Here is a 22,834-nt window from a genome sequence, read left to right as displayed (position 1 = left end):
GATGACCAAATTCATCAGCACTTGATGACTTTTTTCATCACAAATAATAGGACAGACCTATAAACACAGTGATAATCAATGGAATGAAGCTGGCACGCTTCTTGCAAGATGAAGTTAAATAACCATTTTTAATTTTCTAAAAATTATACCATTGGCATCATGAGCAATGCCAGAGTAAAAACCATTTTAATAAAAAGGGGGAGTTTGGTTGGAGATTAATCTCAGCCGGCTGATGAACGATTTTGAAAACATAATAGGCTTTACCAGCACGCCGGGCAATGGCTGTACGAGATTCTCGTACAGTAAAGAGGATCGTAGAGTCAGAGAATATCTTTTTGCCCGCATGGTGGAGCTGGGGATGGACATAAAGGTTGATGCCATCGGAAATATCAGGGCTACATACGGAAAAGAACTGAATAGGCCTTCCATTATGATTGGTTCCCATCACGATACGGTGAAAAATGGAGGGAAATATGACGGGTTAACGGGTGTATTAGCAGCACTGGAAATTATAAGAGTATTAAAAGAAGAGAAGGAAGAATTGCAGCAGCCAATTGAATTGGTAAGCTTCGCAGAAGAAGAAGGCTCCAATTTCGGCATAACCATGCTTGGCAGTAAAGTGTTTGCCGGAAAATATAATTTGGAAGAATTAAAGGCAATCAAGAATTCAGAGGGAAAATCTGTTTACGAAACAGCTAAAGATTTTGGCCTTGAAATTGATCAGGCAGAAAGAGATATTCTCCAAAGAGGGGAAATAGACGCCATGATTGAGCTGCATATCGAACAGGGGCAAATACTCGAAAGCCAGCAAAAATCAATTGGAATTGTCCAGGCTATTGCCGGTATGAGAACGTATAAGGTGACAATTGAGGGAGATTCGAATCATGCAGGGACCACTCCAATGGACTTAAGATCAGACCCATTGGCTGGTGCAGCTGAAATCATCTCCCAAGTTCGAAAAATGGCTAAATATGATGCATTGCCATCAACAGTGGCGACAGTCGGGAAAATAGAGTGCAGGCCAAATATTCCAAACGTGATTCCTCAAAAAGTCGAATTCTATGTAGATATCAGAGATGTTGAAGCTAAGGGAGTTAAGATTGTTTCCGGGAAGCTTGCCCAAAAGGTAGAAGAGGTGTCTGATGAGTTCTCGTTAAAAAGCACGATCGAGCTGGTTGGCAAATCCAGCACAGTTGAGCTTTCTTCCCGGCTTATTGAAAAGATTGAGGAAACGGCAATCGAGAAGGGATTTGATCATTTAAAGCTGAATAGCGGTGCTGTACATGATACTGCAATGTTAAGCGGATTGACTGATATAGGTATGATTTTTATACCGAGCAAGGGAGGAAAAAGCCATTGCCCTGAGGAGTATACAAGTGAAAAAGACATTAAGGAAGGCTGTGATTTATTGCTGAATGTCGTGAGAAAGCTGGCATGCAAAAAAACGGAAAAGCAGAAGATCTAGAATGCCTGCTTTTCTCTCTTTTTACGTTTTTTATTTTACAGATAATTCGTAATATTAAATATTATTAAGGGGATGAAAAAAATGTCAGAAAAGCTTTTTGAAAGATTACAGGAGATTTATCCGGAGATGGTGAGTTTTAGAAGGGATCTTCACATGTATCCGGAGCTGTCCCATCATGAGGTGAATACTCCTGAGAAAGTGGCAAGCTTTCTTGAAAAGCTGGGATTGGAAGTGAAAAGGAACGTTGGCGGCAGAGGGGTAACAGGATTATTGAAGGGCGGTAAGCCTGGGAAGACGGTTGCATTGCGTGCGGATTTTGATGCTCTTCCGATTCAGGAAGAAAACGAAGTGGAATACAAATCCCGAATTCCGGGGGTTATGCATGCTTGCGGACATGATGTTCATACCGCAGCTCTCCTGGGTGTGGCCAAAATATTATCAGAAGTGAAAGATCAGCTGGAAGGAAATGTCCTGTTTATTCACCAATTTGCAGAAGAAGTGATTCCAGGCGGAGCGAAGTCGATGATTGAAGACGGTTGTCTTGATGGAGCTGACGTCATCTATGGTGCTCATGTCTGGTCCACGAATCGGACAGGCACGATCGGAGTAAGGGAAGGCGATGCCATGGCAGCGGGAGATACCTTTGAGATTAATATATTTGGAAAGGGCGGACATGCTGCGACGCCGCATTTGACTGTTGATCCAATTGCAGCAGGAAGCCAGCTCATTTCAAATCTTCAGCAGGTTGTGGCAAGGAAGGTGGATCCTGTGAAAACAGCAGTCGTGTCTGTAGCTGCTTTTAACAGCGGCACCGGGTTTAATGTCATTCCAGACAAAGCCAGGATTACCGGAACAGTCCGGACGTTTGATGAAGATGTCCGCAGCATGATTGAAAGCCTGATTGGGGAAATGGCCCACTCGACCTGTAAGGCTGTAGGGGCAACCGCCAAGTATGAATATGTCAGAGGCTATCCGGCTGTAAAAAATCATCCCGATGAAACAAAAAGGATTGAAAGGCTGGCCGGAAAGATTGTGGGCGAAGAAAATGTCATTCACATGCCGGCGCAAATGGGCATGGAGGATTTTGCATATTATCTGCAAAAGGTTCCCGGAACCTTCTTCTTTGTTGGAGGAAATTCAGAAGGAATTGAGGAATTTCCGCATCACCATCCACGCTTTGATGTGGATGAACGTTCCATGATTGATATTGGGAAAGTGTTTATTTCCGCAGTGTTCGATTATCTGTCTGATGAAGCCGCTGCTGAACGCAAGCCTGCTAAAGTTCAGTCTAATTGAAAAAATAGGAGGTCATGGATATGGATGATGTTTTAAGGTTTGCCAATAGCACTCCGGTATGGATTTTTGCCGGTATAGTTGTAGCCATCGTTATTTTTCAGGCTCTGATTTTCATCCGGATCGCTTCCCAGACCGCCCCAAACATCGGTATGACAAAGGATGAAACAAAAAGGGCTTTGAGAACAGGATTTATCAGCAGTTTAGGACCTTCTTTTGGAATTGCAGTGGTCATTATCTCTCTTATTGCCGTCCTTGGCGGTCCGTTCACATTAATGAGGATAGGAATCATAGGCTCAGCTGCAACTGAATTGACCGCAGCTGGTATTGGGGCAAATGCATATGGTGTAGAACTGAATTCCCCTACTTTTGGTTTGGAGGCATTTACGACTGTTGTTTGGACCATGTGCCTTGGGGGGACAGGCTGGCTGATTTTTACTGCTCTTGCGACAAAATCTCTGGGGAAAGTGGAAAAGAAAATTGTCAGCACAAATGCCAAAATGATGACCATCGTGTCGACAGCTGCAATGCTCGGAGCATTTGCTTACCTTGCCAGTCAGCAAATGGTGAAGGGTTATAGTGAGACGATTGCTGCCATAGCTGCAGGCGTATCGATGATGGTTATTCTTACATTTGCAAAAAAACGGGAAATCCGCTGGCTGCAGGAATGGGCGCTGGGCATTTCACTTGTCATCGCATTGACTATCAGCTATCTGACAACACTTATTTAGGAAAGGGGATGTACTATGTCAGTACCGACGAAAGCTGGAGTAACGGAAGCGAAGATTGAAGTAAGAGAAACAACCATGAGCATGCAGGGATTCCATGGCAAGGCCGATTTTTGGGGGCAAACCACTCTTTGGATGCTGATTGTAATGTCATTGGTGCCGCCGATCTATTTTTCATTCATACTGGGCTACCATCCAGGCTGGGGAGCCATTGCAGGGGGATTGATCGGATATGCAGCTTTTATCGGGATCATGTGGTTTCTCGAGCCCATTACTTATTATCCGGTACTTGGGAAATCCGGAACCTATATTGCGTTTTTGACCGGTAATATCGCCAATATGTGCCTTCCGTGTTCAGCTGCCGCTCAGGAGTCGATTGGAGCAGAGCCCGGTACAAAAAAAGCAGAGGTTGCTGGTACGCTGGGAATTGCTGTCGCTTCCTTAACAAACATTGTCATTATCATTGCGGTTGTGTTAAGCGGTTCGTATATCCTGACTATCATCCCGCAATCCGTTCAAAATGCCCTTCAATTTATTCTGCCTGCAATTTACGGAGGGGTTTTAGGGCAATTCGCCCTTAAAAAGCCTCTGTATGGATTGGTTGCTTTCGTAATCGGTATGGCTGTGCTGTTTGCGCCGATTTTCAGCTTGATCAAAATCGTTCTTTGTGTAGCCATTACCATTATTGTCGTTCTCTTTATTGAAAAATCAAAAAGCGGTGTGCCGGAGTAAGCTTTCACGGCTGTAATCCCCTTCGATTAAGGATGGGAGAGGGATTTTCTGAGTCAAATATGAATATTGGGGAGCGGTTATTGATATGGAGAAAGATCTTTGTTTTAATTCTGCGCGTGATCTTGCCAGGATAATTCAAGACCGGGATTTATCCGTCCGGGAAGTGATGGAAGCACACCTGGCACAAATTCAGCGGGTAAATCCGAAGGTAAATGCAATCGTGTCTCTTAATGAGGAATTGGCGCTAAAGGAAGCAGACAAGGCGGATAAAATCCTTGATGCAGGCAAGCCGTCCGGCCCTTTCCACGGACTCCCGATCGCTATTAAGGATACTCACAATGCTGTTGGTTTTCCCGCAACAAGCGGATCCTTGATTTTCCGGGACCATTATCCAAGTGCGGATGACCTGATTGTTGAAAGGCTGCGAAAAGCAGGAGCCATCGTGATTGGAAAAACAAATGTTCCGGAATTTGCAGCAGGCTCTCATACCTTCAATGAGCTGTTTGGTGCTACCAGAAACCCTTATGATCTAAGCAAAACAGCAGGCGGCAGCAGCGGGGGAGCAGCGGCTGCAGTGGCAAGCGGAATGATCCCTTTTGCGGATGGAAGTGATATGGGAGGATCCTTGCGAAATCCTGCCTGCTTTAACAATGTGGTTGGGCTGAGGCCCTCCCCAGGGCGTATTCCATTTTCCAGAACGGCGCTCTACTCGCCTCTGGCTGTGCAGGGCCCGATAACACGCAATGTAGATGACGCTCTTTTTATGCTATCAGTAATTGCCGGACCTGATGGCCGGTCCCCCCTTGCCATTGAGGAGCCAGGCTCCAGGTTTCTTGAGCAGGCTCAGTCTGATATAAAGGGCCTGCGCATTGCTTATTCAGCTGATTTTGGAGGCCTTCTTCCAATCGATCCGGAGGTAAGAAGCAACCTTGAAGAACAGGTAAAAGTCTTTGAGGGCCTAGATTGCATAGTGGATGAAGCATGCCCGGATTTAAAGGAAGCAGACGAAGTTTTCCAGGTGCTCCGAGCATGGGAGTTCGAGCTTTCTTATTCCGAAATCTTTGACCGATTCCGGGAAATGATTAAACCGAGTGTCATCTGGAATATTGAAAAGGGGAGAAGCCTGAGCGGTCCGGAAGTGGGGCGTGCCGAGCGGCTCCGGGCGATTTTATATAACCGTATAAGTGAATTTTTTAAACAATATGATGCGCTGATCCTCCCAGTGAGCCAGGTTACAGCATTTGATGTGAATATTGAATATCCAACAGAAATCGATGGAGTGAAGATGGAAAGTTACATTGACTGGATGAGGTCCTGCTATTACATTTCCGCAGCAGGTAACCCATCTGTCTCCATCCCGAGCGGATTTACTGCAGCAGGCATCCCGATTGGCCTGCAAATTGTCGGACCGCCCAGAGCTGACTTTGAGGTCCTAAGAATCGGCCGTGCCTTCGAACAGGCTACAGGGTACGGAAAAAGGCGACCGCAAATTGCTATTGAACAGACGATATAAAGAGTTGGAGCTGCTTCCTCATGGGGAGCAGCTCTGTATATTTCCAGCAGTCGAAACCTGCTTTATGCCCGTGTAGAAATAAATCTTTTCCTGGGAAATTAGTGGTGAAATTGTCGAATATAGATGACGGCAGAAAACTCAAAAAGTCAGTTGGCATTCCTTAACAAGCGCAAGGATTACACGCATATCAGCTGAGATATTCCCCCTCTCATTAGGGTGCTTGATCTAAGAGATGTGCCACATTATTTTCGTGATAAAAATCCTTTGTTTTTTACTATGCTGGCAGTATGAAGTTGATTTCTCGCGGAGTGACCGATATATGGAAAAAGTGACCGATAAACCAGGGAGTTTGACTGATATATTGCAAATGTAACCCATAAAAATGAAGTCTGACCGATAAACGGGTGAAAGTGAATGATATAGAAGGCGCAGATCAAAAATTGTGTGTAAAAGCCCTCTGGAGAAGAAAAATCCTGAATCACAGAGTTGACAGGTTCCTATATTTCTGAAATAATAATAAACAATTAAATACTGGTACCTTTAAATCAGTCCCGTGAGGCTGACAAGGACAGCGGAAGTATGATGCCAATGGGTGAGGTGCAGCCTGCCCAGGGTTATTCATGCAGAAAAAAGGCTTCTTGTCGGAAAACGGCGAGAAGCCTTTTTCTTTTTCCATCCACTTACTATCGAAAATCCTTCGGTACCAGTCCAAAAAAATGAATGGAGGAATTGGTATGAAAAAAATAGATTTGGATTTTTCGTTAGAGGCGGTACCCCAGGGGCATCGCAACGGTTTTTGGAAAATGCTTGTGGTGATGCTCGGCCTGACCTTCTTCTCAGCGAGCATGTGGTCAGGCGGAACGCTTGGAACAGGATTAACGTTCATTCAATTTATAGGAATCGTTCTCGCAGGCAACTTGATTTTAGGTGCTTACACAGGAGCCCTTGCTTATATTGCCGCAAAGACAGGCTTATCAACGCACCTGCTTACCCGCTATGCCTTCGGTGAAAAAGGATCTTACCTATCATCCTTTTTGCTGGCTGCGACTCAGGTTGGGTGGTTTGGCGTTGGGGTAGCGATGTTTGCGCTGCCGGTTCAGAAAGTAACAGGACTTGATGCGTATCTCCTGATTGCAGCAGCAGGTCTGCTGATGACAGGCACAGCCTTCTTCGGCATGAAGGCGCTGGCAATCCTGAGCTTCGTAGCTGTCCCTTTAATCACTATTCTAGGAAGCTTCTCGGTTTTTAAAGCAACAGAAACAGCAGGCGGCCTGGAAGGACTTATGCAATATCAGCCAACAGAGGCTATTAGTCTTGCAGCGGCCTTAACGATTTGCGTAGGTTCGTTTATCAGTGCGGGCACGCTGACTCCGGACTTTGCGCGATTCTCAAATACAAAGCGTACAGCAGTAGTATCAACTGTCATCGCCTTCTTCATTGGAAACTCTATAATGTTCCTCTTCGGTGCAATTGGTGCAATCGCAACAGGGCAATCTGATATTTCAGAAGTCATGTTCATCCAAAAGCTGATTTTCCCGGCGATTCTGGTTCTTGGTTTAAATATCTGGACAACGAACGATAACGCTTTATATGCATCAGGCTTAGGGTTTGCAAGCATTTTAAAGATCCGAAAAGGAAAGGTTGTCATCTTCAACGGGATTATCGGAACGATTGCAGCCATGTGGCTGTACAACAACTTTGTCGGGTTCCTGACGATTCTGGGATCGACGCTGCCGTCCATAGGGGCTATCATCTTAGCAGATTACTTTATTGTGAATCGCGGAGAGTATAAGAAGTTTGCAGATATGAAGTTTAAGGCTGTTAACTGGATCGCCATCCTTGCATGGGCAGCCGGCGTGGCTGCGGCAAATTTTGTGCCGGGAATCCCGCCAATCAACTCGCTGTTGGGGTCAGCCGTAACATTTGTTCTAGTATCAAAATTGGCTGCTGTTTTACAAGGTAAGAAGACAGTCAGGGAAGGGGAATTAAGAAGTGATTATTAAAAATGCAAAACTAAGAGACCGGGAAGGCCTATGGAATATAGCGATACAAGACGGAAAGATTCATAGCTTATCACAAGGGGAAGTGGAATCAGGCCGTGAAATTCTTGATGCTGCAGGATCCCTGGTTTCGGCACCATTTATCGAGCCCCATATTCATCTGGATACAACCCTGACAGCCGGAGAGCCTGAATGGAACAAGAGCGGAACATTATTTGAAGGCATTCAAAGATGGGCACAAAGAAAAGAAACCCTTACACATGACGATGTAAAAACACGGGCGAAAACAGCATTGAAATGGCAGATTGCCCAGGGGATTCAGCATGTCCGCACCCATGTGGATGTAACAGATCCCACTCTGACTGCTTTAAAAGCGCTTTTAGAAGTAAAAGAAGAAATGTCTGACTATGTGGACCTCCAGCTTGTTGCCTTCCCGCAGGAGGGAATCAATTCTTATCCAAGCGGCGCCGAGCTCATGGAGGAAGCACTGAAAATGGGCGCTGATGTGGTAGGGGGCATTCCTCATTTCGAGTTCACAAGGGAGTATGGCGTTTCTTCAATGAAAACTGCCTTTGATCTTGCAGAAAAATATGACCGCCTGGTAGATATCCATTGTGATGAAATCGATGATGAACAGTCGCGCTTTGTGGAAGTAGTGGCAGCGGAAGCCTATGAACGCGGATTGGGCAGCCGGGTAACAGCCAGTCATACAACGGCAATGGGCTCGTATAATGATGCTTATACCTACAAGCTGTTCAGACTGTTAAAGCTATCAAACATTAATTTTGTCGCCAACCCTCTCGTAAATATCCATCTTCAGGGGCGCTTTGATACGTATCCGAAGCGCAGAGGGATTACAAGAGTAAAAGAACTGCTTGAAGCAGGGCTTAACGTAAGTTTCGGCCATGACGACATCTTTGATCCATGGTATCCGCTTGGCACCGGCAATATGCTGCAGGTGCTCCACATGGGCATCCATGTGTCACAGCTGATGGGCTATGAGCAAATTGTTAACTCCTTGGACCTGATTACAAATAATAGTGCTAAGACATTAAATATTGAAGAGAAATATGGAATTGAAGCTGGCAAACCGGCCAACCTGATCATTCTTGATGCGGAAAATGAGTATGAAGCGATCAGGAGACAGGCAGCTGTAAGGTATTCCATAAGAAATGGAAAAGTAATTGCTGAAACGAAACCCAGCGAGACATCTGTGATGTTTGGGGAGATAAAAGAGAAAGTGAACTTTCATAAATGATAGATAGAAGACTGGCTCAGGCTGACTGGGTCAGTCTTTTATATTAAGAAGAAATGAAAATATATTTTTAAAATGATAGTTTTCTATAACTATTAAACGTTAAAAAAATGATTATAAAACACAAGAAAAGAATGTAAACGTTTACAAATAGAGTAATAAAGAATAAATCCCGATCATATATATTTCGACTATAAAAATATAGTAGAATATTTCGTTAATCTAAGATATACTATTTTTTATTAAAAAATATGAAAACTCTAAATATAAAATTTAGTCAGTTATCTATGCTATTGGAAATAGCGGCATCTGATTTTTCAGCTCCGCTTACATAAAAAACACAAGGGGGAAAATATCGATGAAAGGCAAATCTTCACTAGCATTAAGCATTTTACTGATTCTTTCATTGCTGCTTTCAGCATGTTCCGGCAGCAGTGAAGAAGCATCAGGCAACAGCAGTGAACCAAAAGAGGGAGGTTCATTAATTTATGCACGCGGTGCTGACGCTATTGGGCTGGACCCAATCAATGTTACGGACGGAGAATCTATTCGTGTAACAAGCAATATCTTTGAAACCTTGTTTGTATATGATGAAAATCTTGAAGTCCAGCCAGGCTTAGCGGAATCTCACGAAGTCTCTGATGATGGTCTGACCTGGACCATCACCCTTAAAAAGGGCATTAAGTTCCAGGATGGAACAGATTTTAATGCAGATGCAGTCGTGTTTAACTTCGACCGGTGGATGGATCCAGAAAACCCCTACCATAAAGGGGATTTTCCATACTATCCGTTCTTATATGGGGGCTTTAAAGGCGATCCAAACCATAAGATCGAGTATGTAAAAGCCGTAGATGAATCAACAGTTGAGTTTAAATTAACTGAAAAGACAGCTCCGTTTATCAGCTACTTAGCTATTCCTATGTTTGGAATTGCCAGTCCGGCAGCGATTGAAAAGCACGGTGACAAGTTCTATGAAAACCCAGTGGGGACAGGTCCTTTCGTATTTGAAAGCTGGAAGCATAATGACAAAATTGTACTGAAGAAAAATAAAAATTATGCAGGAGAAGGGCCATATTTGGATGAGCTGATATTCAGGGTTATCCCTGACAATTCTTCACGTTTGACTGCACTTCAAGCTGGTGAAGTGGATATCATCGATGGCTTAAACCCCGATGATGCAACAACTATAGAAGCCGATTCACAGCTTAGTCTTGTAAAGCGCCCAAGCTTTAACATTGGCTACATGGTTCTCAATACACAAATGGCACCTTTCGATGATGTAAAAGTACGTCAGGCAGTAAATATGGCTATTGATAAACAGGCCATTGTGGATGCTTTCTATAATGGCTATGCCGAGGTAGCGAAGAACCCATTCCCATCTGTACTTTGGGGATATAATGACAGCGTTGAAGATTACAAGTTCAATGTGGAAGAAGCGAAAAAGCTTTTGGAAGAAGCAGGATATCCAGATGGATTCAAAACCGAGCTTTGGGCAATGAGCAACCCAAGACCATATATGCCTCAGCCAATGAAAGTGGCGGAAGCCATTCAGGCTGATTTGAAGAAAATTGGCATTGAAGCGGAAATCGTTACCTATGAATGGGCAACGTACCTTCAAAAGTCAGGAAACGGGGAACACCCAATGGGATTATACGGATGGACAGGCGTTATGGCTGATCCGGATAACTTCCTATTCCCGAACCTGAGTGCAACGAATACTGATAAACCTGCCAGCAACCGTGCGTTTTATGAAAATGAAGAATTTACCAAGCTTTTGCAGGATGCCCGTGTAACATTTGATCAGGACGAACGTGCAAAGCTTTACGAGCAGGCTCAGGAAATTTTCCACAAGGATGCCCCATGGGTGACTCTTGCGCATACAACACCGCCAATCGCAATGGCGGGCTATGTCCAGGGATTCAGTGCACACCCAATGGAGGATGATGATTTTACGAAGGTTTACCTGACGAATTAACAGGAAGAGCCCCTGCAAAAAGCGGGGGATTTCTTTTCAAATAAAAGGGAGGGTTCCACTGTGTATGAATTATTGAAAGGCCTGTGTGATATTGTGGGTCCCAGCGGTTTTGAACAGGATGTTCAAAGATTTATCTTAAATGAAGTGAAGGATTATGTGGATGAATACCGCGTCGATCCGGTAGGAAACCTGATTGTGAAAAAGAAAGGGAATAACCCGGATTTTCCTTCTTTAGTCATTGCAGCCCACACCGATGAAATTGGGTTTATTGTAAAAAAAATTGAAGACAATGGGTTAATTCGATTTGAAAAACTAGGCGGATTCGATGACCGTATTCTCACATCATTGCCAGTTAGGATCCGTTCTGAAAAAGGCACGGTAGATGGAGTGATTGGAACCATTTCAGCCCACTATGTAAAATGGGATGATCCAAAGCGCATATCCAGCCATCGTGATCTTTATATTGATATCGGAGCCCGCACAGCAGAAGAAGCCGTGGAAATGGGAATCAAAGTTGGACAGCCGATCAGCTATGGCACAGAGTTCAAGAAAATAGGAAATAACCGCGTAGTTGGCAAAGCTTTGGACGACCGGGCAGGCTGCGCACTGCTGATCCGCTTACTTCAAAACATCGGAGGAAATGGGGCACAGCATGGCGACATCTACGGGGCATTTACTGTTCAAGAGGAAGTTGGATTGAGAGGGGCTTCCGTTGTATCTGCTGCCGTAGATCCTGACTTTGCGCTGGCACTTGATACAACGCCAACCAGCGATACATTTGATGTCCTGATGACAGGCACGAGAAGCCTTGGCAACGGCCCTTGCATCAAAATCGCTGATAAATCACTGATTGCCCATCCGCTTGTCACTCAGCACCTCGAAAAAGTGGCCGCAGAGGGGAATATTCCCTATCAGCATGAAGTCTTCATGGGAATCGGAACGGATGCCGGAGCTATACATATGACAAATAAAGGTGTCACAACGGGTGTTATCTCAATCCCATCCCGTTATACTCATACTCCTATTGAAGTAGTCGACTTGGATGATATGGAGAACTCCTACAAACTGCTGCACGACTTTGTTGTGACATTGGATCAGCTGAAGGGTAAGACGTTTTTAGATACTTAATCATATAAGAGAAGACAGGGGGATCAAGCTCTCTGTCTTTTTTTATAAAAGCAGCCGTACGAAACGCTATTTGCGTAATTCTCCCCTCTATATGCAGGTTTGGTCATTCTATATGCAGATTCAAGCAATCTATTTGCAAAATGAGCTTTTCTATTTACAATTTTCCCGTTTCTATTAGTAATGTTCAAATTCACGGGACAAGGGACAGTCAACCTGTCCCCCAAGCAGCGGCCTGGCAGGGATTGATCTCTCAATCATTTTGTTAAAATCAATCAAACGTTTGATTGAACCAGGAAAACCCCAGCAAACACTGCATTTTCGGATGAGAGAAGCACAAAATAATTTCATAATTTAGTAATTTAACTTGAAATTACAGCGCTTACATAGTATATTGAATACGTATTCAAAAAGTAGAAATTTCAGAAAGTTGGTGAGCGAATGGAGAGAATAGCTGTACTTGGGTGCGGCACGATGGGCCATTCCATTGCGCTTAATGCGGCCTGGGCCGGACTGAGTGTGAAAATGCAGGGCATCAGTGACACCGACTTGAAACAGGGCTGGTCCAATATGCTGAAAAAGCTTGATGTTATGCTCGACAACGGTATTTTATCCGGTTCGGAAGCTGCCCAAATTCAGGAAAATATTAGAATGACCGTATCTGTTGAAGAAGCGGTCACAGATGCTACTTTTGTAATTGAAGCTGTACCGGAAAACATTCAATTAAAAATTGACTTATTTAAGCGTCTTGACGCTCTTTGTGCTCCCGATGTCATTCTGGCCAGCAATACTTCCGGCCTCAGTCCAACGGAGATTGCTTCTGAGACAGTATATCCGGAACGGACAGTGGTGACACACTTCTGGAACCCGGCTCATCTGATTCCTCTCGTAGAGGTCGTACGAGGTGAGAAGACTGGCGATGAAGCTGTGGAAAGATCCTTTCAGCTTTTAAAGGAAATGAAGAAAAAGCCGATAGAAGTGAAAAAAGAGATTCCCGGTTTTGTCGGCAATCGCCTTCAATATGCACTCTTCCGTGAAGCCCAATATCTACTGGAGGAAGGCATCGCGAGCAAAGAAGATATTGATGACGCAGTAACTTACGGCATTGGACGCAGGCTGCCGGTTTCAGGCCCATTGATGACGGCCGATATGGGCGGACTGGATGTCTTCTCGGCCATCTCTGATTATCTGTTCCAGCATTTATCCAGTGCTGAGGAATCCCTGCCGATTTTAAAGAGGCTTGTAGAAGACCAGAAGCTCGGCGATAAATCGGGTGAAGGCTACTACAAGTGGGATGAGGCTTTTTCCAAACAGTACAACCAGAAGAGGGAAGCTGAGCTGATCCGCTTTTTGAAAAAGGATCTGGGAATCCAATTAATCTGATGGAGGAATGGTATGAAGAACTTTCCTGATCTGGAGAATAAATCGGTGCTTGTGACGGGCGGAAGCAAAGGAATCGGAAGGGATATCGCCCTTTCCTTTGCCAAAAACGGAGCGAAGGTTGTGATCGTGGGGAGAAATGAAGAGGATCTGCAGCAGACAGCCGTAGAACTGAGAAAATTCAATCGCAGCAGCTTCTATGTTTCCGCTGATTTGAACAATGTTTCAGAGATTCAAAGAATGACAGAAAAGGCCGTAGATTATATGGGTACTCTCGATGTGCTGGTCAATAACGCGGGAATAAACCGGGCCAAGCCTGCCATGGAAGTGACGGAAGAGGACTGGGACCTGACGCTTGATACCAATTTGAAGGCAGCCTTCTTCTGCAGCCAGAAAGCAGCCGAATATATGATCCCGAATCAATCCGGCAAGATTGTCAACATTGCTTCCCAGATGGCGTTTGTCGGCTATTTCAAACGGGCGGCTTATTGTGCCAGCAAAGGCGGCATGGTGCAGCTGACGAAAGCTCTCGCGGTGGAGTGGGCCTCCCATGGGATTAATGTAAACGCAGTGGCTCCAACCTTTATTGAAACAGAGCTGACTTCGAAAATGTTCGAAGATAAGGAATTCGAAAAGGAAGTCTACAGCAGGATTCCGCTTGGAAAACTTGCGGATGCCGGGGATGTCTCAGCTGCCACACTATTCCTTTCTTCCAATCTATCAAAGTTTATTACAGGCGATACGATAAAAGTAGATGGCGGATGGACAGCCATTTAATCTTTTACAGATTTTTGCATACGTATTCAAAATAAAAAACCTGGAGTGATATCAAATGGCAACTTTCTTAAAACAGGGAAAAAATGATCAAGAAGTACAGGAAGCAGACGTAAAAGTAAGGGAAGCGGTAAGCGCGGTTCTTAAAAATATTGAAGAGAACGGCGATGCAGAGGTCCGCAAGCTTTCTGAGCAGTTTGATAAATGGTCACCGGAACAATTCAGATTAAGTGATGAGCAAATTCGGGAGATTGTTGCATCTGTACCTGAACAAACGATCAATGATATCAAATTTGCTCAGGAGCAAATCCGCAATTTTGCCGAGCACCAGAAAGCAGCATTACAGGATATTGAAGTAGAAACATTGCCTGGAGTTTTCCTTGGCCATAAAAACATTCCGGTCAACAGTGTAGGATGTTATATTCCCGGCGGACGCTACCCGATGGTTGCTTCCTCCCACATGAGTGTTTTGACCGCGAAAGTGGCAGGCGTTAAGCGCGTAATTGCGTGTACACCTCCGATTAAAGGGGAAATTCCTTCCGCAACCGTAGCCGCGATGCATCTTGCAGGCGCTGATGAGATTTACCTTCTTGGCGGAATCCAAGCGATGGGTGCAATGGCAATCGGAACAGAAACTATCGAACCGGTTGATATGCTGGTTGGACCTGGTAATGCATTTGTTGCGGAAGCAAAGCGTCAATTATACGGCAGAGTGGGAATCGACCTGTTTGCAGGCCCAACTGAGGTTCTTGTCATTGCGGATGAAACATCAGATGCTGAAATAATTGCAACGGATTTATTAGGACAGGCTGAGCATGGACCTAACTCTCCGGCATGCCTGATTACAACTTCAGAGAAACTGGCGAACGAAACAGTGGCAGAAATTGAACGCCAGCTTGAAACACTTCCAACAGCAGATGTTGCAGGCGCGGCATGGGAAGATTACGGTTCTATCATTCTTGTTGACAGCCTGGAAGAAGCCGTAGTGGAAGCGGATAAATTGGCTTATGAGCATGTGGAGGTTTTAACTGAGGATCCAAACTACTTCCTTGAAAACATGACAAACTATGGAGCGCTTTTCCTTGGGCCGGAAACGAACGTTGCTTACGGGGATAAGGTCATTGGCACAAACCATACGCTTCCTACCAAAAAGGCAGCACGCTACACTGGCGGACTATGGGTTGGAAAATTCCTGAAAACGTGTACTTACCAGAGAACAACAGTTGAAGCAAGTGCAAAGATCGGTGAATATGCATCCCGTTTATGCGACCTTGAAGGCTTTAAAGGACATCAGGCACAAGCTGACCTTCGTGTGAAGCGATATGGCAGCCTCGTGAAGTAAGCAAAATCTGTTATAATTTCTCTGTCTAGATTCAGGCAGGAGGAACATGCGTTGAAAAATAAAAAAGTGACAGCCATGGATGTCGCTCGGCTGGCAGGTGTTTCGCAATCGAGCGTGTCCAGGGCTTTTAGTGAAAATTCAAGTATCTCATCAAAAAAGAAAAAGCTTATTCTGGAGGCTGCTGAGCAGCTGGGATATCAGCCGAATGCCATTGCCCGCGGCCTGATCACGAATCAGTCCCGCATCATTGGGATTGTCATGCGGAATATCCAGAACCCTTTTTATCCGGAAATCCTCGATAAGTTTTACAGCAGGCTGGCTGAAAAGGGGTACAAGGTAATGTTTATCAACTCCCAGAATAACGAGATCCAAGAGGATGAAGTGAGCCATTTAATTGAGTACAGCGTGGAGGGAGCCATCATCACAGATGCGCTTTTGACCTCTTCGACTGTACAGAAGTTTACCCGCAATGGCATCTCGGTCGTCCTGTTTAACCGATATGTGAACGATTCCTTAAGCAGTGCTGTTGTATGCGATAACTTTGCTGCCGGCAAAAGGATAGGGCACTACTTGATAGAAAAAGGACATGAAAATCCCGCCTTTATCTCCGGACCGATGAATACATCAACAACAGTGGATCGGAAAAATGGGTTCCAGGAAGCTTTGAAGGAACACGGCATCTCTTCCTTTTTAACGGAAAACGGCCTTTATTCGTATGATGGAGGATTTGCAGCAGCGGAAAAGCTGCTGGAACAGGATAAAAAGATAGATGCTATCTTCTGTGCAAATGATATATCCGCTTTTGGTGCAATGGATTATCTGAAGAAACAGGGTATCAGAATCCCTGAGGATATTTCGGTCATAGGCTTTGACAATGTGGCTATGTCGGATTGGTCATCCTATGAATTAACCACCTGGCATCAGCCGGTTGATGAAATGGTCGATTATTCGATTAACCTTCTTTTGGAGCACATTAATGGGGATACAGACGCCCCTGAAATTCAAAGAATAGAAGGGCATTTGGTGGAAAGAGGATCAGTAGCGGACAGAAGGTGATGGAGAGAAGGCAGGGGTTTTATAAACCCAATTTGACATCTTTGAAGTTCGATAAATGTCTAGCTCCAGGCGCCATCGGCTCGAGGTCATAAGCCAAGCCGTCCAAAAGGTTAAAGAACAACCTTTCAGCCGGCTTGTCTTATGCTTGTCGCCGATAGGCGGGCGCCTTGCGCTTTTCTGATAGGAGGATCTTATGCTAAGTATGATTGGATTGCTTGGGGGGATTGGGCTTCTCATCTATTTGACGATGAGAGGAATGAACCTGCTGCTTGCTGCCCCTCTTGCTGCATTTATTGTTGCAATATTCAGTGGAATACCGATTTTTCCTCAGCTTGCAGGCGAGGGTGAAGTCAATTTTCTAACGAACTATATGAACGGATTTGCCGGGTTTATTACATCCTGGTATTTAATGTTCTTATTCGGTGCCATTTTTGGAAAACTAATGGAGGATAGCGGGGCAGCAGACAGTGTTTCCAAATGGATTATCGGTAAGATTGGCATGAAACGGGCAGCGTTGGCTGTTGTCATTGCCTGTGCAGTCTTAACCTATGGCGGTGTAAGTCTGTTTGTTGTTGCATTCTCCGTCTATCCAATGGCCTTGAGCCTATTTAAGGAAGCCAACCTGCCAAGAAGGTTCATACCGGCGGCTCTTGCCTTCGGTTCGACTACATTTACCATGACGTCTGCGGGTTCACCGGAAATCCAAAACTGGATTCCGATTGAATTCCTAGGAACTTCTCCATATGCTGCCTGGGAAGTCAGCTTTATTGTTGCTGTCTTTATGATGGCATTTGGATACTGGTGGCTGAAGAAAATGATTAACAAGGCCATCCGCAATGGAGAAAGATTTGAGGCAAGAGAAACGGATTCTGCTTTGATGCGCGAAAACCTGCCATGCCCGGTGTTAAGTATGTTCCCGCTCTTGGTCGTCCTTGTGATTTCGTTTATCTTCCATGATTCCTTGGCACAGTCGGCCCTGATTATCGCGTTATTGAGCGGCTGCTTTGCAACCTATTTTCTTAACCAAAAGTATTTTACGAATGTATGGGGAGCGGTGTCTGAAGGAACGATTGGAGCATTGATTGCCATTGCCAATACATCCGCGGTTGTCGGCTTTGGCGGTGTGGCTAAAGCAACACCTGCCTTTGCAAGTGCAGTTGATGCCATGACAAGCATTCCGGGAAGCCCTTTAATCGGAGGGGCTCTGGCTGTTGCTGTCATTGCAGGTCTGACCGGATCTGCTTCAGGTGGCCAATCCATCGCATTGCCGCTGCTTGCTCCGCATTATCTGGATATGGGGGTCAATGCAAGTGAACTCCATCGGGTCGTGGCGATATCATCCGGGTCGATTGATTCCTTGCCGCATGGCGGTTACGTTGTGACAACCATCCGTGCAATCTGCGGTGAATCGCATAAGGATGCCTATCCGGCATTTGGTGCATTGACAGTAATTGTTCCGATACTTGGTGTGATTTTAGCGGTCATTTTATTCTCCATTTTCTAAAAAGGCTTTAGCGGAAAGACAGAGGGGTTTAGGCTCTCTGTCTTTCTTTATATAGTATCTATTTGCAAAGTTCACAATCGGCAATACAGAAAGCAACTTTCCTGAGTAGTTCGCAATTGACCTATCCTCTCTATTTGTTATAAAAGTGCTATAATTTAGAAAATTATGATAGAGGGAGGAATCCTTTTTGCCGAAATTACATATTGATGAGCTACTTTATGTGAAGAATTGGATGACACCCAGCCCTTTTTGTATTCAGCCGGGTCAAACACTGGGTGAAGCAGCCAAAATGATGGTGGATCTTCACCTGGAAAGTCTGCCGGTACTGAATGAGAAAAATGGGTTAGTCGGTATGATTACATCAAGAAAGCTGCTTAACTACTTTGCCCAGGGCAATTCGGGGGACGCATTAATTGGCAGTATTCCTAAATCGAATCTGGCTGCTGTCCGGCCAGATGATTCGATCCTTGATGTTTTATCCCTTCCATATGATCATCTACCTGTCATTGGTGAAAATGGCAATTTTCTGGGCATCCTGACAACCAGGGATATCCTTGACGGGCTCTCCAAATACCTGCATAAACTGAGGCAAAAGCAAAATGCAGATGGTGCCCTTGGCGCGATTCTGGAAAGTGCCTATGAGGGAATAGCGGTTGTTGATGAAAATGGCATCCTGCAGGAATTTAATGAAGCGTACAGCCGTTTTACCGGAATTAACCGGGAGGATGCGATTGGCAGGCATGTGACAGAGGTAATTGATAATACTCATCTTCATGAGACAGTAAAGACCGGAATAGCGGAACGCGGGGTTCTCCAGAACATCCAGGGGCATGACATGGTGGTGCACCGGATTCCGCTCAGGAAAGAAGGCAAGATTGTCGGGGCCATAGGAATGCTGATTTTTGAAGGGGTCTCGGAGGTTTATAAAATCTATGAAAAGCTGCAGGAAAATCAAACGGCTAGGCCGGATCTTTTCACAAAGAAAAAGGAAAGCGATAGCCGGATTACGATTGATCAGATCATTGGGACAAGCGAAGGCATCGCAGATGTAAAGCGGCTGGCACGGAAGGCGGCAAGGACTGCGGCAACTGTTCTGATTACGGGTGAAAGCGGGACGGGAAAAGAGATGTTTGCAAAAAGCATCCACCATCTCAGCCCCTTTTCGACCGGACCGTTCATCAGTGTGAACTGCGGGGCGATTCCAGAGCACTTATTCGAATCCGAATTGTTCGGCTATGAAGAAGGTGCATTCACTGGCGCGAAAAAGGGCGGCAAGCCCGGAAAATTCGAACTGGCAGACAACGGTACTATTTTTCTCGATGAAATCGGGGAGATGCCGCTTGTCATGCAGACCAAACTGCTACGGGTTCTGCAGGAAAAAGAAGCCGAACGTGTCGGCGGTGTGAAGAAGTATCAAATCAATGTCAGAGTAATCGCAGCGACGAACCGTGACCTTATGCAAATGATCGAAACAGGGGAGTTCCGGGAGGATTTATACTACCGGCTGAACATTATCCAGCTTCACATCCCGCCGCTGCGCGAACGGAAAAAGGATATCCCTGTCCTGCTGATCCATTATCTGAGAGAGATTTGTGAGAGGTATCAGGTACCCGGGAAAATCTTCACTACTGAAGCGGTGAATGCATTTGTACGGCATCCATGGAGGGGAAATATTCGCGAGATGGTCAATACGGTGGAGCAGCTGGTTACCATGGTGGATGGGAAGGTCATTGACTATCACCATTTGCCGGAGATGATGAAAAGGTCTGAACCTATTACTAAAGAAGGGAAAGAACCCTCGTTAGCTGTCGGATCCATAGAAGAAGTCAGGTTTCTGGGAAATCAAAGAGAATCAGAATTGATTCTTGATGCCTTAAGAAATGCGGGCGGGAATAAATCGAAGGCTGCTGATTTACTGGGGATACATCGGACAACCCTCTATCAAAAGCTGAAGAAGCATGGAATAACGTGAATGAAGTGTAGTGGTTTCACTACAAGATATCTACAGTTGTAGTGTAGCAGCTACAGTTTGGCAGAAATAAAACACTGTCTTTACTGGGTTTCATAGTTGGCACACTCCTTGCAAGTATAGCAGTAACGAAGCAAAAGGGGTGGAATGTTCAATGGAGAAACCAGCAGTTTTCCGTGTGCCGGAAGCGATCTTTTATGGAAGGGGATCTTCCGAAAAAGTTGGTGCTGAAGCGGCGCTTAGAGGGAAAAAAGCATTAATAATCAGTGACAAAATAATGGATCAGCTTGGTTATGTAAGCGAATGCAGAACCTTTCTTCAGGAAGCCGGAGTAAAAAGCGAGGTATACCTAGGGGTAGCATCTGAACCAACTGATGAATATGTGGCAGAAGCATTGGTGCATTTTCAAAAAGAGCAATGCGACATGGTCATCTCAGTAGGAGGCGGCAGCTGTATTGATACGGCGAAGGCCATCGCCGTTCTCGCAACGAATGGCGGCTATATCGGCGATTATATGGGAGGAAGGAAACTTGCCCAGAATGCCCCCGTACCTCACATTGCCATTCCGACGACAGCTGGGACAGGCTCAGAGGCAACAGATGTAACAGTCATCACGAACTCGTCCAATGATGTAAAAATGATGATTAAGCAGCCTGCCTTCATGCCGAGTGTAGCGATTGTGGATCCTTTGCTCACGATATCCTCACCGAAGAATGTTACATCTGCAACAGGGGTCGATGCATTAAGCCATGCCATTGAAGCATATCTGTCCAAAAAAGCACATCCGATGACCGATACAATGGCGGTATCAGCTATGAAACTGATCGTGGATAATATTTTAACCGCTTACAATGAGGGGGAAAACGTCGATGCCCGTGAGGCGATGAGCCTTGGTTCTCTCCAGGCGGGAATGGCGTTCTCAAACGCATCCGTATGTCTTGTGCACGGAATGAGCCGCCCGATCGGGGCTTTGTTTCACGTGCCGCATGGAATCTCGAATGCCATGCTTTTGCCAGCCGTATTGGAATTCAGCCAGGAAGCATGTGTAGACCGCTTAGCGCACATCGGACGAATTTTTCAGCCGGATGATGAAAGCCTTACCAGAGAAGAAGCAGCTGAGATCGCTGTTCAATCTGTTAAGAATTTGTGTTTGAAATTAAATATTCCTAACTTAAGAGGATGGGGAATTAGCGAAGAGGCTTTTAAAGCTGCTGTAGCAAAAATGGCAACAGATGCGATTGACAGCGGCAGTCCTGGCAACAACCCAAGAGTCCCGACTCAGAGCGAGCTGGAAGAGCTATACCATGTTTGCTATGAATATCAGTTTTCCTCTGAAACTGAAAAAGTGTAACAGGGGGACAATCAGATGCTTGGAATGCTGGGGTTAATCGCTTCACTGATTCTATTAATGTATTTAACAATGAAAGGCGTAAATATAATTATTGCCGCCATCATCAGCGCCGTTGTGGTTGCTCTTACAGGAGGACTTAACCTTGAGACTGCCCTGACAGAGCATTATATGACAGGCTTTACAAATTATTTTTACTCTTGGTTCCTAATCTTCCTGCTTGGGGCAGTTTTCGGAAAAATTATGCAGGTAACCAAGGCGGCCGACAGTATTGCGAATTGGGTTAAGGATACACTGGGCCCATCCAGAGCTGTATTTGCTGTCGTGGCAGCAGCGGCAATTATGACATATGGTGGTGTCAGCTTGTTTGTCGTAGGCTTCGCAGTGTACCCAATTGCTGTTTCCTTGTTTAAAGTGGCTAATCTGCCGCATCGCTTTATCCCGGCCGCTTTGGTGTTCGGTTCGATTTCGTTTACGATGACAGCACCGGGCTCACCGGAAATCCAAAACCTGATTCCAACTGAGTTTTTCGGAACGAAGCCGACTGCTGGCGGAATCATTGGAGTGTTAATGGCATTAATCATCATGATAACAGGCGGTATTTTACTAAGCCGAATGGTGAAAAAAGCGGTTCAAAATGGAGAGGTATTTTCTTTGCCGAATCAGCCGTCCAGTGCTGCAAATGAGTCGGCTGCTGCCCTGGAAGCGGAGCTGTCCATGCAAAGACCTGATGCCGCTCCTGCAGGGAAGGACTTCCCGCATGTATTGATGGCGATTTTGCCGCTGGCTTCCGTTATTGCCATTTTAAACACAGCCGCCAACTTTACCTCGTCAACGGCTGCTGCTTTAATTTCCCTGACCAGCGGAATCATTTTAGCATGTGTATTGATGATTAAATACCTGGTTGGATTTTGGGAGGCTTTGGCAAAGGGTGCCCAGGATGCTTTAGTCGCCGCGGCTAATACGTGTGCGGTTGTGGGTTTCGGAAGTGTTGCCGCCCAGGTTGCTGCCTTTGATGCATTCGTCGATGCTCTGGTCAATATTCCGGGACCTCCCTTAATGGGACTGGCTATAGCCGTTACGCTGATTTGCGGGATTACAGGTTCGGCTTCAGGCGGTTTGGGGATTGCCCTTCCGATTCTGGCGCCTATGTATATGGCCCAAGGCCTGGATCCTGGCGCGATGCACAGGATTTCTGCACTTGCTTCGGGCGGACTGGATTCACTTCCGCATAATGGCTATGTGGTTACGACGATCCGGGTCATCTGCGGTGAAACCCATAAGCGCTCCTACTGGCCAATTTTTATCCTGAGTGTAGCAATGCCAACGGCTGTATTATTCCTGGCTGTGATTTTATATTCAATTTTTTAAAATA

The 22,834-nt window shown here is 45.4% G+C and carries 17 protein-coding genes; all 17 read left to right on the top strand.

Annotated features, from left to right (window positions below; genetic code table 11):
• The first annotated feature begins 208 nt into the window (after window positions 1–208).
• Window positions 209–1,465 carry a Zn-dependent hydrolase gene (locus tag ACR42H_RS25095; protein WP_436373977.1) on the top strand — a complete coding sequence of 419 codons (1,257 nt, stop codon included), beginning with the start codon at window positions 209–211 and terminating at the stop codon, window positions 1,463–1,465.
• 81 nt (window positions 1,466–1,546) lie between these two features.
• A complete protein-coding gene (locus ACR42H_RS25090; RefSeq protein ID WP_436373975.1) occupies window positions 1,547–2,761 on the top strand; it encodes a M20 family metallopeptidase in 1,215 nt (404 codons plus the stop codon).
• 20 nt (window positions 2,762–2,781) lie between these two features.
• Window positions 2,782–3,489: a DUF5058 family protein gene (locus ACR42H_RS25085; RefSeq protein WP_436373973.1), complete on the top strand. Its 708-nt coding sequence runs from the start codon at window positions 2,782–2,784 to the stop codon at window positions 3,487–3,489.
• Window positions 3,490–3,504: 15 nt separating this feature from the next.
• Window positions 3,505–4,218, top strand: a complete 714-nt coding sequence (locus ACR42H_RS25080; RefSeq protein WP_436373972.1) for a small-conductance mechanosensitive channel — start codon at window positions 3,505–3,507, stop codon at window positions 4,216–4,218.
• Window positions 4,219–4,303: 85 nt separating this feature from the next.
• Window positions 4,304–5,731: an amidase gene (locus ACR42H_RS25075; protein ID WP_436373970.1), complete on the top strand. Its 1,428-nt coding sequence runs from the start codon at window positions 4,304–4,306 to the stop codon at window positions 5,729–5,731.
• Between the two features lie 734 nt (window positions 5,732–6,465).
• The gene (gene codB / locus ACR42H_RS25070) at window positions 6,466–7,734 is read left to right on the top strand and encodes a cytosine permease (RefSeq protein WP_436373968.1); all 1,269 of its coding nucleotides are present in this window, start codon (window positions 6,466–6,468) and stop codon (window positions 7,732–7,734) included.
• Window positions 7,724–8,989: a cytosine deaminase gene (locus ACR42H_RS25065; protein WP_436373966.1), complete on the top strand. Its 1,266-nt coding sequence runs from the start codon at window positions 7,724–7,726 to the stop codon at window positions 8,987–8,989. Before codB ends, ACR42H_RS25065 begins: the two co-directional genes overlap by 11 nt.
• Before the next feature lie 355 nt (window positions 8,990–9,344).
• Window positions 9,345–10,961: an ABC transporter substrate-binding protein gene (locus ACR42H_RS25060; RefSeq protein WP_436373964.1), complete on the top strand. Its 1,617-nt coding sequence runs from the start codon at window positions 9,345–9,347 to the stop codon at window positions 10,959–10,961.
• 60 nt (window positions 10,962–11,021) lie between these two features.
• Window positions 11,022–12,089, top strand: coding sequence for a M42 family metallopeptidase (locus tag ACR42H_RS25055; protein ID WP_436373962.1), 1,068 nt, complete (start codon window positions 11,022–11,024; stop codon window positions 12,087–12,089).
• A 438-nt stretch (window positions 12,090–12,527) separates the two neighbouring features.
• Window positions 12,528–13,469, top strand: coding sequence for a 3-hydroxyacyl-CoA dehydrogenase family protein (locus ACR42H_RS25050; RefSeq protein ID WP_436373960.1), 942 nt, complete (start codon window positions 12,528–12,530; stop codon window positions 13,467–13,469).
• A gap of 12 nt (window positions 13,470–13,481) precedes the next feature.
• On the top strand, window positions 13,482–14,243 hold the full coding sequence (locus tag ACR42H_RS25045; protein ID WP_436373958.1) for an SDR family NAD(P)-dependent oxidoreductase: 762 nt from the start codon (window positions 13,482–13,484) through the stop codon (window positions 14,241–14,243).
• Between the two features lie 55 nt (window positions 14,244–14,298).
• A complete protein-coding gene (hisD, locus tag ACR42H_RS25040; protein ID WP_436373956.1) occupies window positions 14,299–15,582 on the top strand; it encodes a histidinol dehydrogenase in 1,284 nt (427 codons plus the stop codon).
• Between the two features lie 51 nt (window positions 15,583–15,633).
• A complete protein-coding gene (locus ACR42H_RS25035) occupies window positions 15,634–16,638 on the top strand; it encodes a LacI family DNA-binding transcriptional regulator (protein WP_436373954.1) in 1,005 nt (334 codons plus the stop codon).
• 193 nt (window positions 16,639–16,831) lie between these two features.
• Window positions 16,832–18,142 (top strand): GntP family permease, encoded by a 1,311-nt coding sequence (locus tag ACR42H_RS25030; protein WP_436373952.1) that lies wholly within the window; start codon window positions 16,832–16,834, stop codon window positions 18,140–18,142.
• Between the two features lie 187 nt (window positions 18,143–18,329).
• Window positions 18,330–20,114, top strand: coding sequence for a sigma 54-interacting transcriptional regulator (locus ACR42H_RS25025; protein ID WP_436373950.1), 1,785 nt, complete (start codon window positions 18,330–18,332; stop codon window positions 20,112–20,114).
• A 151-nt stretch (window positions 20,115–20,265) separates the two neighbouring features.
• Window positions 20,266–21,462 carry an iron-containing alcohol dehydrogenase gene (locus ACR42H_RS25020; RefSeq protein ID WP_113882234.1) on the top strand — a complete coding sequence of 399 codons (1,197 nt, stop codon included), beginning with the start codon at window positions 20,266–20,268 and terminating at the stop codon, window positions 21,460–21,462.
• A gap of 15 nt (window positions 21,463–21,477) precedes the next feature.
• A complete protein-coding gene (locus ACR42H_RS25015; protein ID WP_436373947.1) occupies window positions 21,478–22,830 on the top strand; it encodes a GntP family permease in 1,353 nt (450 codons plus the stop codon).
• The last annotated feature ends 4 nt before the right edge of the window (window positions 22,831–22,834 follow it).

The sequence above is a fragment of the Cytobacillus sp. BC1816 genome, assembly GCF_051353635.1.
Classification (GTDB): Bacteria; Bacillota; Bacilli; order Bacillales; family Cytobacillaceae; genus Cytobacillus; species Cytobacillus oceanisediminis_C.
Note: the sequence above shows the minus strand (reverse complement) of the source record. Positions and strands in the feature narration are given on the sequence as shown.

Bases quoted from the DNA above. Each gene is read 5' to 3' on its own strand.
- ACR42H_RS25090 (WP_436373975.1), top strand. From the start codon at position 1,547: ATGTCAGAAAAGCTTTTTGAAAGATTACAGGAGATTTATCCGGAGATG.
- ACR42H_RS25085 (WP_436373973.1), top strand. From the start codon at position 2,782: ATGGATGATGTTTTAAGGTTTGCCAATAGCACTCCGGTATGGATTTTT.
- ACR42H_RS25080 (WP_436373972.1), top strand. From the start codon at position 3,505: ATGTCAGTACCGACGAAAGCTGGAGTAACGGAAGCGAAGATTGAAGTA.
- ACR42H_RS25075 (WP_436373970.1), top strand. From the start codon at position 4,304: ATGGAGAAAGATCTTTGTTTTAATTCTGCGCGTGATCTTGCCAGGATA.
- codB (WP_436373968.1), top strand. From the start codon at position 6,466: ATGAAAAAAATAGATTTGGATTTTTCGTTAGAGGCGGTACCCCAGGGG.
- ACR42H_RS25060 (WP_436373964.1), top strand. From the start codon at position 9,345: ATGAAAGGCAAATCTTCACTAGCATTAAGCATTTTACTGATTCTTTCA.
- ACR42H_RS25050 (WP_436373960.1), top strand. From the start codon at position 12,528: ATGGAGAGAATAGCTGTACTTGGGTGCGGCACGATGGGCCATTCCATT.
- ACR42H_RS25045 (WP_436373958.1), top strand. From the start codon at position 13,482: ATGAAGAACTTTCCTGATCTGGAGAATAAATCGGTGCTTGTGACGGGC.
- hisD (WP_436373956.1), top strand. From the start codon at position 14,299: ATGGCAACTTTCTTAAAACAGGGAAAAAATGATCAAGAAGTACAGGAA.
- ACR42H_RS25030 (WP_436373952.1), top strand. From the start codon at position 16,832: ATGCTAAGTATGATTGGATTGCTTGGGGGGATTGGGCTTCTCATCTAT.
- ACR42H_RS25020 (WP_113882234.1), top strand. From the start codon at position 20,266: ATGGAGAAACCAGCAGTTTTCCGTGTGCCGGAAGCGATCTTTTATGGA.
- ACR42H_RS25015 (WP_436373947.1), top strand. From the start codon at position 21,478: ATGCTTGGAATGCTGGGGTTAATCGCTTCACTGATTCTATTAATGTAT.